The organism is Agromyces binzhouensis (assembly GCF_004135055.1).
Lineage (GTDB): Bacteria > Actinomycetota > Actinomycetes > Actinomycetales > Microbacteriaceae > Agromyces > Agromyces binzhouensis.
Window position 1 is genome coordinate 1 of sequence record NZ_SDPL01000086.1, and the last position, 9,577, is coordinate 9,577.

Sequence of the window (9,577 nt, forward strand, 5' to 3'; positions counted from 1 at the left end):
CGTGGCGCCCGCGCTCGGTGAACGCGATCGGGCGACGCTCGACCGCCGCGGCCCGGCGGCGCGCCACGCGCTGCTCCGCTGCACGGATCTCCGTCTCGTCCGCGGTGAAGCGGTGGTCGGTGCGGCGGCCGGCGAGGCCTCCCGCGTTGAGGGCGTGTGCGAGGTCCATGCTTCCTTCTCCTGACGTGCGACCGGGCGGTCCGGCCCGGCATCGAACATGGTCCGCGCTGCGGGAGGCGCCGGCATCCGGGCCGTCCCCCGACCGTGCCCGGGAGTACACTGAGGATCACTCGCACAAGGGGGGTGCGCATGATCCCGATGGATGTCGTCGCCCTGCTCGCCACGCTCGGCTTCGTGGGGCTCATGGTCGGCTGCACGCTCGCCGGAGCGCGGGGGCTCGGACTCGAGCAGCGGGCCGGCCTGCTCGACCGCCGCAACCCGCAGCTGGCGGACGCGCTCCGGCGCGCCGAGTCGTTCAGCGACCTGTCGAGGGGAGGCTTCTACGGTGGCGCCGAGCAGTTCTCCACCGTGTGCACTCCCGGGCGCCGAAGCTGGATCGACGGTGCACTCGTGCGCTCGAACGACTCCGACCTGCGGGTGGAACCGCCCGAGGAGACCCTGCCGCCGATGCCGGCGACCGTGGTCGCGCTCGCCGGGGCGCGGCACGTGGCCGAAGCGCCGCGGCCGCGGCATCCGTCGCCTGCGCCCGTTCGGCCCGACGTGCCCGTCGGTCAGTCTGCCGGCGGCGCGAAGAGCCCGGGCCACCAGCCGACGGCGAGCGGGTAGCCGACGAAGCTCACGATGTCGAGGAGCCAGTGCGCGATGACCAAGGGCATCGTGCGGCCCCAGCGCGTGTAGGCCCAGCCGAACACGACGCCCATGACGGCGTTGCCGATGAAGCCGCCGAAGCCCTGGTAGAGGTGGTAGCTGCCTCGGAGGAGCGCGCTCGACAGGATCGTCGCCCACGGGCCGACGCCGAGTTCGCGCAGCCGGGTGAACAGGTATCCGACCGCGATCAGCTCCTCGGTGAGCGCCGCCTTCAGGGCGGCCAGCACCAGGACGGGGATCGTCCACCAGTAGGTGTCGAGCGGCTGCGGCACGACCGCGACGGTGAAGCCGAACGCGCGACCGGCCGCGTACAGGGCCAGGCCCGGCACGCCGATGACGGCCGCGAGGAGCAGCCCGGATGCCGCGTCGCGTCCCGGCCGGGTCAGGTCGAAGCCGATCCGTCGGAACGGGCTGCGGCCCGGCTGCCAGAGCAGGTAGAGCACGAGGGCAACGACGGCGAGGCCGAAGACGACGTCCAGAAGCTGGTAGGTGAGGTCGAGCCACTCGCGCGTCGACCGCGACTGGTTCAGTGCGGCGCTCTGCTCGCCGAGCGGGCGGTCGGCGGTGAGCCGGGCGATGATCGCGACGATCGAGTAGACGGCGGACGCGCCGAGCGACAGCGCGAGAACGATGGCCACCTCGATGCGGAGACGTCGTGCCGCAGGCATGCGGTAATCCTCGCACGAGCCCTCGTCACGCAAGAATCGTGCGTCCCGCGGCTGCTCATCTGCGCATGACCCTGTCGCAAGATTGCGCCTCGGTAACGGTTCCGCCGTGAAGTTTGTTCGGCAGGAGCCCGCTTATAGTCTCGATTCACCTACCAGCGCCCCCTGCTCGACCACGAATCGATCAGTCGTGCGCTCATCTCACAGGAGGAACATTGAAGATCAAGAGAATCGGCGTTGCAGCCATTGCTCTTGCGGCGGCTGGCGCGCTCACGCTCGCCGGTTGCTCGTCCAGCAGCGAACCCGAAGCCCCGGCCGGCGACTCGACCGCGATCATCACCACCAACGGTTCTGAGCCCCAGAACCCGCTGATCCCGACCAACACCAACGAGACCGGTGGCGGCAAGATCCTCGACTCGATCTTCGCGGGTCTGGTGTACTACGACGGCGAGGGTGCTCCGCACAACGACATGGCGGAGTCGATCGAGACCGACGACGCGCAGACCTACACCATCACCATCAAGGACGGCCAGAAGTTCACGAACGGCGAGGACGTCACCTCCGAGTCGTTCGTCAAGGCCTGGAACTACGGCGCCGCGCTCGACAATGCGCAGCTCTCGAGCTACTTCTTCGACTCGATCGAGGGCTTCAGCTACGACGAGAACGTCGACGAGCTCTCCGGCCTCGAGGTCGTCGACGACTCGACCTTCACCGTGACCCTGAAGCAGCCGGAGTCCGACTTCCCGCTGCGACTCGGCTACTCGGCGTTCTTCCCGCTGCCCGAGGCGGCGTGGGAGGACCTCGACGCCTTCGGTGAGAACCCGATCGGCAACGGCCCGTACATGCTCGACGGCGAGGGTGCGTGGAAGCACAACGAGCGCATCGACCTCGTCGTGAACGAGGACTACCAGGGTGACCGCCAGGCCGCCAACGGTGGTCTCTCGATCATCTTCTACGCGACGCAGGACGCGGCGTACGCCGACCTCCAGGGCGGCAACCTCGACATCCTCGACGCCATCCCGGACAGCGCGCTCTCGACCTTCCAGGACGAGTTCGGCGACCGCTCCGTCACGCAGGGTGCGGCGATCTTCCAGTCGTTCGTCGTTCCGGACCGTCTCGCGCACTTCGGTGGCGAGGAGGGCAAGCTCCGCCGCGCCGCGATCTCGCACGCGATCAACCGCGAAGAGGTCACCGACGTGATCTTCTCGGGCACCCGTACCCCGGCCCACGACTTCACGTCGCCGGTCATCGACGGCTACTCCGAGGACATCCCCGGTAGCGAGGTCCTCGAGTACGACCCCGAGCTCGCCAAGGAGCTGTGGGCCGAGGCCGACGCCATCAGCCCCTGGGAGGGTTCCTTCCAGATCGGCTACAACGCCGACGGCGGCCACCAGGGCTGGGTCGACGCTGTGACCAACCAGATCAAGAACGAGCTCGGCATCGACGCTTCGGGTGCTCCGTACCCGACGTTCGCGGAGTTCCGCACCGCCATCACCGACCGCACCATCGAGACCGGATTCCGCACCGGTTGGCAGGCCGACTACCCGTCGCTCTCCAACTTCCTCGGCCCGATCTACGTGACCGGCGCCGGTTCGAACGACGGTGACTACTCGAACCCCGAGTTCGACGCCCTCATCCAGGAAGGCCTCAGCGAGACCGAGGTCGAGGCGGGCATCGAGAAGTTCCAGCAGGCGCAGGAGATCCTCTTCGAGGACCTCCCCGCGATCCCGCTCTGGTACTCCACCGTCAACGGCGCGTGGAGCGAGCAGGTCGAGAACGTCCAGTTCGGCTGGAACTCGGTGCCCCTCTACTACGAGGTCACCAAGAGCGAGTAGTTCTCGATCAGGGGTTTCAGCGGGTTAGACTCTCTGACGCCCGTGGGGCGGCGGTCCAGTGGATCGCCGCCCCACTCCCACGTATCCGGGGTGCGCCGAGGCGCGTAACATCGTGTGTGCGCACTCCCATATCGGTGAGGTTTCTCCAAACAATGTCAACACACGCAGATCGCGGGGCCTGATCCATGGCCGGTTACATCGCGCGCCGACTGCTTCAGGCGATCCCTGTGCTGCTCGGCACCACGTTCCTGATCTACTTCATGGTCTTCGCCATGCCGGGCGACCCGGTCGTCGCCCTCTTCGGCGACAAGACCCCTCCGCCCCAGGTGCTCGAGGCCGTCCGCGAGCGGTACAACCTCGACCAGCCCTTCATCGTGCAGTACCTGCTGTTCCTGGCAGGGATCTTCCAGGGCGACTTCGGCGTCTCGTTCTCGGGTCAGCCGGTCTCCGAGATCCTCGCCGTGACCTTCCCGGTCACCCTGCAGCTCGCCATCCTGGCCGTCCTCATCGAGATGGTGTTCGGCATCACGATCGGCCTCGTCTCCGGCCTCCGCAAGGGCGGCATCTTCGACGCGAGCTTCCTCGTCGTCAGCCTGATCCTCATCTCGCTGCCCGTCTTCGTGGTCGCCTTCGTCGCGCAGTTCGTCTTCGGCATCCAGCTCGGTTGGTTCCGGACCACCGTCGGCCCGGGTGCGCCGATCCAAGACCTCATCCTGCCGGCCATCGTGCTGGCGACGATCAGCTTCGCCCAGATCGTTCGACTGACAAGGGCGTCGGTCATCGACACGGGAGGACAGGACTTCGTTCGCACCGCCGCGAGCAAGGGACTGTCCCGGCGGCGCATCGTCCCCGTGCACATCCTCCGCAACTCGCTGATCCCCGTCGTGACCTACCTCGCCGTCGACTTCGGCGTGCTCATGGTCGGTGCGACCGTCACCGAGGGCATCTTCAACGTCCCCGGCGTGGGACGAACCCTGTACCAGGCCATCATCCGCGGCGAGGGACCGACCGTCGTCTCGTTCGTGACCGTCATGGTGCTGATCTACCTCGTCATCAACCTGCTGGTGGATCTGCTGTACGCCGTTCTCGACCCGAGGATCCGCTATGCCAAGTAACACCCGCTCCAACCAGGCGCACTACGTCGCGCCCATCGACGAGACCCCGCTCGTCGCGATCGACTCCGTCAAGGCCGACGGCAAGCCGACGAACCTCTGGACCGACGCCTGGCGCGACGTGCGCAAGCGTCCGATGTTCTGGATCTCCTCGGCGCTGATCCTCCTGATCGTGATCGTGGCGCTGTTCCCGGCGCTCTTCACGAGCGTGGACCCGCGGTACTGCCAGCTCTCGCTGAGCAACCAGGGACCGGGCGACGGAAGCGTGCTCGGCTACAACCGCCAGGGCTGCGACATCTACTCGCGGATCATCTACGGCACGTCCACCTCGCTGTCGGTCGGCCTCATCGTGACGTTCCTCGTCGCGTCGCTCGGCATCTTCTTCGGTGCGCTCGCCGGCTTCTACGGCGGCTGGGTCGACGCGGTCCTGTCGCGACTCGGCGACATCTTCTTCTCGATCCCCTACATCCTCGCCGCGGTCGTCATCATGTCGGTGCTCTCGCAGTACGCGAGCGTGTGGACGATCTCACTCGCCATCGGCATCTTCGCGTGGCCGGCGACGGCCCGTGTGCTGAGGGCCGAGATCCTCAGGGTGAAGAACGCCGACTTCGTCATGGCGGCCACGGCCGTCGGCGTCACGCGGTTGCGCATCCTGATCCGCCACGTGCTCCCGAACTCGATCGCCCCGGTGATCGTGATCACGACGATCTCGCTCGCCTCGGCGATCGTCGCCGAGGCGACCCTGTCGTTCCTCGGTGTCGGACTGCCCTCGAGCACCATGTCGTGGGGCAACGACATCAGCCAGGCCCAGGTCGACCTGCGGACGAACCCGCAGACGCTGATCCTGCCCTCCATCGCGCTGTCGGTCACCGTCCTGAGCTTCATCATGCTCGGCGAGGTCGCCCGCGACGCGCTCGACCCGAAGGCGAGGGCGCAGCGATGACCTCCACCGTGAACGGAAGCGACGTGCAGCACACCACTCCCGATGGGGAGGAGCAGCCGCTCCTCGAGATCAAGGACCTCAAGGTCGACTTCACGACCCAGGAGGGCAAGGTCACGGCGGTCGACGGCGTGAACATCACGCTCTACCGCGGGCAGAGCCTCGCGATCGTGGGCGAGTCCGGCTCGGGCAAGTCCACGACCGCGCACGCGATCATCAAGCTCCTGCCCGGCTCGGGCGAGATCTCCGGCGGACAGATCCTCCTCGACGGCCAGGACCTGGCGAAGTCGTCGAAGAAGGAGATGGAGGACATCCGGGGTCGCAAGATCGGCTTCGTCCCGCAGGACCCGATGTCGAACCTGAACCCGGTCTGGTCGATCGGGTTCCAGGTCGAGGAGGCGATCCGGGCCAACGGCATCGCGACCGGCCGCAAGGAGGTTCGAGCCCGCGCCATCGAGGTGCTCAAGCAGGCGGGCCTGCAGGATGCGGATCGCCGCCTCAAGCAGTTCCCGCACCAGTTCTCGGGCGGCATGCGCCAGCGCGTGCTCATCGGGATGGGGCTGGCGGCCGACCCGCAGCTGCTGATCGCCGACGAGCCCACCTCGGCGCTCGACGTGACGGTCCAGCGCGTCATCCTCGACCACCTCGAGTCGCTGACGCGTGAGCTGGGCACCACCCTGCTGTTCATCACGCACGACCTCGGGCTCGCCGCCGAGCGCGCCGAGCAGCTCGTGGTCATGTACAAGGGCAAGGTCGTCGAGTCGGGACCCTCCCTCGAGATCCTGCAGAACCCGCAGCACCCCTACACGCAGCGCCTCGTGGCCGCGGCGCCGAGCCTGGCGTCGCGCCGCATCAAGTCCACGATCCACGGCCAGGACGCCGCGGCGCACGAGCCGGGCGCCGAGGTCGGGACGACCACGGACACGATCGACCTGATCGCCACCGCGGAGGCACGCGCCGAGGCGCACGAGGCCGCGGCCGCGCAGCCTCCCGCCATCGTGGTTGAGGACCTCACGAAGGTCTTCAAGATCCGCGGCTCGGGCGACTTCACCGCGGTCGACAAGGTCTCCTTCGAGATCCCGAAGGGCACCACCACCGCGCTCGTGGGCGAGTCCGGTTCGGGCAAGTCCACGGTCGCGAAGATGCTGCTGAAGCTCGAGGACGTCACGAGCGGCAAGATCATCGTGGGCGGAAAGGACCTCGCGAGCCTGACCGGCAAGGAACTGTTCGACCTCCGGAGTCGGATGCAGCCCGTGTTCCAGGACCCGTACGGTTCGCTGAACCCGCTCCGGAACATCGGCAACACCATCTCGGAGCCGCTGGTGACCCACAGCGTGGGCGACCGCGCGTCGCGTCGTGCCCGCGTGTTCGAGCTGCTCGACCAGGTGTCGCTGCCGCGAACCCTCGTCGGCCGCTACCCGAACGAGCTCTCCGGCGGCCAGCGCCAGCGCATCGCGATCGCGCGCGCGCTCGCGCTGAAGCCCGAGATCGTCATCCTCGACGAGGCCGTGTCGGCGCTCGACGTGCTCGTGCAGGCCCAGATCCTGCGCCTGCTCGCCGACCTGCAGGCCGAGCTCGACCTCACCTACCTCTTCATCACGCACGACCTCGCGGTCGTGCGCGTCATCGCCGACAACGTGTGCGTGATGCAGAAGGGACGCATCGTCGAGGCCGCGGCCACCGACGACGTGTTCGAGAACCCGACGGAGCAGTACACGAAGGATCTCCTCGCGGCGATCCCCGGTGCGAATCTCCAGCTCGGCGCGTAGTCGACCGCAAGTCGAACGGACGCCCGGCCTCCCGCACGGAGGCCGGGCGTCCGCCGTTTCCGCCGGACGCGGTAGGCTGGTCGGGCGCGAACCGTGACCAATCGGATGCTCGCGCTCCCACCGACTCCACTCCAGCGCTGCGGCGCTGCCGATCCGCGCCCCGGAGCCGCTCTGCGACCGGAGGCCACGCGAGGACCACACCATGGCCAAGGCCACCCGCAACGACCTGCGCAACGTCGCGATCGTCGCCCACGTCGACCACGGCAAGACGACGCTCGTCGACGCGATGCTCAACCAGACGCACTCGTTCGCCGAGCACGCCCACGTCGAAGAGCGCGCGATGGACTCGAACGAGCTCGAACGTGAGAAGGGCATCACGATCCTCGCCAAGAACACGGCGATCTCGTACAACGGCGCCCACTCGGGCGGCTCGCCCGTGACCATCAACGTCATCGACACTCCCGGCCACGCCGACTTCGGCGGCGAGGTCGAGCGCGGCCTGTCCATGGTCGACGGCGTCGTGCTCCTGGTCGACGCCAGCGAGGGGCCGCTGCCGCAGACGCGGTTCGTGCTCCGCAAGGCGCTCGAGGCCCGGATGCCGGTCATCCTCCTCGTGAACAAGACCGACCGGCCCGACGCCCGCATCGACGAGGTCGTCGCCGAGAGCCAGGACCTGCTCCTCGGCCTCGCCTCCGACCTGGCCGACGACGTTCCCGACCTCGACCTCGACGCGATCCTCGACGTGCCGGTCGTGTACGCCTCCGGCAGGAACGGCGCGGCGAGCCACACCAAGCCCGCGAACGGCGAGCTTCCCGACAACGGCGACCTCGAGCCGCTGTTCGAGGCGATCCTCCAGCACATCCCCGCTCCGACGTACGACGACGAGCACCCCCTGCAGGCGCACGTCACCAACCTCGACGCGTCGCCGTTCCTCGGCCGCCTCGCGCTGCTGCGCGTGTTCCACGGCACCATCCGCAAGGGCCAGACCGTGGCGTGGGTCAAGCACGACGGATCCGTGCAGAACGTCCGCGTGACCGAGCTCTTCCTGACCAAGGCCCTCGACCGCTACCCGGCGGAGAGCGCCGGCCCGGGCGACATCGCCGTCGTCGCGGGCTTCGAGGACATCATGATCGGCGACACGCTGGCCGATGCGGAGGATGTGCGGCCGCTGCCGGTCATCGCGGTCGACGAGCCCGCCATCTCGATGACGATCGGCACGAACACCTCGCCGCTCGTCGGCAAGGTCAAGGGGCACAAGCTCACCGCGCGCATGGTGAAGGACCGCCTGGACCGCGAGCTCGTCGGCAACGTCTCGCTGAAGGTCGTCGACATCGGCCGCCCCGACGCGTGGGAGGTCCAGGGCCGAGGCGAGCTCGCGCTCGCGATCCTCGTCGAGCAGATGCGCCGTGAGGGCTACGAACTGACCGTGGGCAAGCCCCAGGTGGTGACGAAGCAGGTCGACGGCAAGCTCCACGAGCCGTTCGAGCACCTCACGATCGACGCGCCGGAGGAGTACCTCGGCGCCATCACGCAGCTGCTCGCCGCTCGCAAGGGCCGGATGGACAACATGTCCAACCACGGCACCGGCTGGGTCCGCATGGAGTTCATCGTGCCGAGCCGCGGGCTCATCGGCTTCCGGACCGAGTTCATGACCACGACGCGCGGCACCGGCATCGCGAACGCGATCTCGCACGGCTACGACGAGTGGGCGGGCCAGATCGTGACGCGCAACAACGGGTCGATCGTCGCCGACCGTGCGGGCGTCGTGACGCCCTTCGCGATCATCGCGCTCCAGGAGCGCATGACGTTCTTCGTGAACCCCACCGAAGAGGTCTACGAGGGCATGGTCATCGGCGAGAACTCGCGCAACGACGACATGGACGTGAACATCACGAAGGAGAAGAAGCTGACGAACATGCGCTCGTCGACGGCCGACACCTTCGAGTCGATGACGCCCTCGCGCCAGCTCTCGCTGGAGGAGTGCCTCGAGTTCGCGCGGGAGGACGAGTGCGTCGAGGTCACGCCGACCGCGGTGCGCATCCGCAAGGTCGAGCTCGACGCCACCGCCCGCGCTCGGGCCGCATCGCGCCTGAAGAAGCAGGGCTAGCCCAGACGCAGAAGGGGGATGCCGCGGGGTCGCCGCGGCATCCCCCTTCGCCGGTTCCGGGCCGTTTCCGGGCAGGATTCGCGGGGGTCGACGGGGGAGTGGAGGAACTTCACAGAAAGCGACTCGTATGGTTGTCGAGTTCTTCGAAACCGAGTCAGTCGTTACGCAACCGTTACCCGAGTATCACCCTCCCCCGCTTATGAACCTCCCCCAGCATGGCCGTCGTGCGGCCGGACGCCCCCGCTACCGCCGCACCGCCCCCGCCCGCCCCGCAACCTCCGCCAACCCCGAGGCCGCGCAGCCGACCACCGCCGCATCGGC

Annotated in this window: 7 protein-coding genes; 6 read left to right on the top strand and 1 reads right to left on the bottom strand. The window is 68.2% G+C overall.

The window, feature by feature from the left end; genetic code table 11:
- The first annotated feature begins 309 nt into the window (after positions 1 to 309).
- Positions 310 to 786: a hypothetical protein gene (locus tag ESO86_RS06480; protein ID WP_129234159.1), complete on the top strand. Its 477-nt coding sequence runs from the start codon at positions 310 to 312 to the stop codon at positions 784 to 786.
- Here ESO86_RS06480 and ESO86_RS06485 read toward each other — a convergent pair.
- Complete coding sequence (locus tag ESO86_RS06485; RefSeq protein WP_129234160.1) at positions 732 to 1,496, bottom strand: CPBP family intramembrane glutamic endopeptidase; 765 nt, start codon at positions 1,494 to 1,496, stop codon at positions 732 to 734. The two genes, ESO86_RS06480 and ESO86_RS06485, sit on opposite strands and share 55 nt — an antisense overlap.
- Before the next feature lie 212 nt (positions 1,497 to 1,708).
- Here ESO86_RS06485 and ESO86_RS06490 point away from each other — a divergent pair, with 212 nt between their 5' ends.
- The 5 genes from ESO86_RS06490 to typA all read left to right on the top strand — a co-directional run bounded on the left by ESO86_RS06490 (position 1,709) and on the right by typA (position 9,256).
- Positions 1,709 to 3,328, top strand: a complete 1,620-nt coding sequence (locus tag ESO86_RS06490; protein ID WP_129234161.1) for a peptide ABC transporter substrate-binding protein — start codon at positions 1,709 to 1,711, stop codon at positions 3,326 to 3,328.
- 185 nt (positions 3,329 to 3,513) lie between these two features.
- Positions 3,514 to 4,443: an ABC transporter permease gene (locus ESO86_RS06495; protein WP_129234162.1), complete on the top strand. Its 930-nt coding sequence runs from the start codon at positions 3,514 to 3,516 to the stop codon at positions 4,441 to 4,443.
- A complete protein-coding gene (locus tag ESO86_RS06500; RefSeq protein ID WP_129234163.1) occupies positions 4,433 to 5,383 on the top strand; it encodes an ABC transporter permease in 951 nt (316 codons plus the stop codon). Before ESO86_RS06495 ends, ESO86_RS06500 begins: the two co-directional genes overlap by 11 nt.
- Positions 5,380 to 7,149 (top strand): dipeptide ABC transporter ATP-binding protein, encoded by a 1,770-nt coding sequence (locus ESO86_RS06505; protein WP_129234164.1) that lies wholly within the window; start codon positions 5,380 to 5,382, stop codon positions 7,147 to 7,149. Before ESO86_RS06500 ends, ESO86_RS06505 begins: the two co-directional genes overlap by 4 nt.
- 202 nt (positions 7,150 to 7,351) lie before the next feature.
- Positions 7,352 to 9,256, top strand: coding sequence for a translational GTPase TypA (gene typA, locus ESO86_RS06510; protein WP_129234165.1), 1,905 nt, complete (start codon positions 7,352 to 7,354; stop codon positions 9,254 to 9,256).
- Positions 9,257 to 9,577 lie beyond the last annotated feature (321 nt).

Bases quoted from the DNA above. Each gene is read 5' to 3' on its own strand.
- ESO86_RS06480 (WP_129234159.1), top strand. From the start codon at position 310: ATGATCCCGATGGATGTCGTCGCCCTGCTCGCCACGCTCGGCTTCGTG.
- ESO86_RS06485 (WP_129234160.1), bottom strand. From the start codon at position 1,496: ATGCCTGCGGCACGACGTCTCCGCATCGAGGTGGCCATCGTTCTCGCG.
- ESO86_RS06495 (WP_129234162.1), top strand. From the start codon at position 3,514: ATGGCCGGTTACATCGCGCGCCGACTGCTTCAGGCGATCCCTGTGCTG.
- ESO86_RS06500 (WP_129234163.1), top strand. From the start codon at position 4,433: ATGCCAAGTAACACCCGCTCCAACCAGGCGCACTACGTCGCGCCCATC.
- ESO86_RS06505 (WP_129234164.1), top strand. From the start codon at position 5,380: ATGACCTCCACCGTGAACGGAAGCGACGTGCAGCACACCACTCCCGAT.
- typA (WP_129234165.1), top strand. From the start codon at position 7,352: ATGGCCAAGGCCACCCGCAACGACCTGCGCAACGTCGCGATCGTCGCC.